The sequence below is a fragment of the Mycobacterium simiae genome (assembly GCF_008370645.1).
Classification (GTDB): Bacteria; Actinomycetota; Actinomycetes; order Mycobacteriales; family Mycobacteriaceae; genus Mycobacterium; species Mycobacterium simiae_A.
Genome location: NZ_VTZN01000652.1, coordinates 1 through 255, shown reverse-complemented (window position 1 = coordinate 255; position 255 = coordinate 1). Strand labels below are relative to the sequence as shown.

Below are 255 nucleotides of genomic sequence, written 5' to 3'. Positions count from 1 at the left end.
CTTGTTTTAGAGTCCTGTGGCCCCGGATGGGGCCGGAAGGGACGATTAAACACATGGCTGGCCGGAAGAAGCATTCCGCTGAGGACGTCGTGCGAAAGCTGCGCCGTGCTGACGAACTCGCCGCGTCGGGCAAGACCAACGAAGAGATCGCCGCCGAGCTCGAGGTGTCGACGGCGACGCTGTACAACTGGCGCCGCAGCTACGGCGGGATGGATGTGGATGCGGCCAAGGAACTCAAGGAGCTGCGGGAGCAGA

At 63.1% G+C, this 255-nt stretch carries 1 protein-coding gene; it reads left to right on the top strand.

The features are described from left to right. Positions 1 to 53: 53 nt before the first annotated feature. Positions 54 to 255 (top strand): transposase (locus F0Q45_RS27260; protein ID WP_262491218.1); only part of this gene is annotated, 202 nt, incomplete at its 3' end.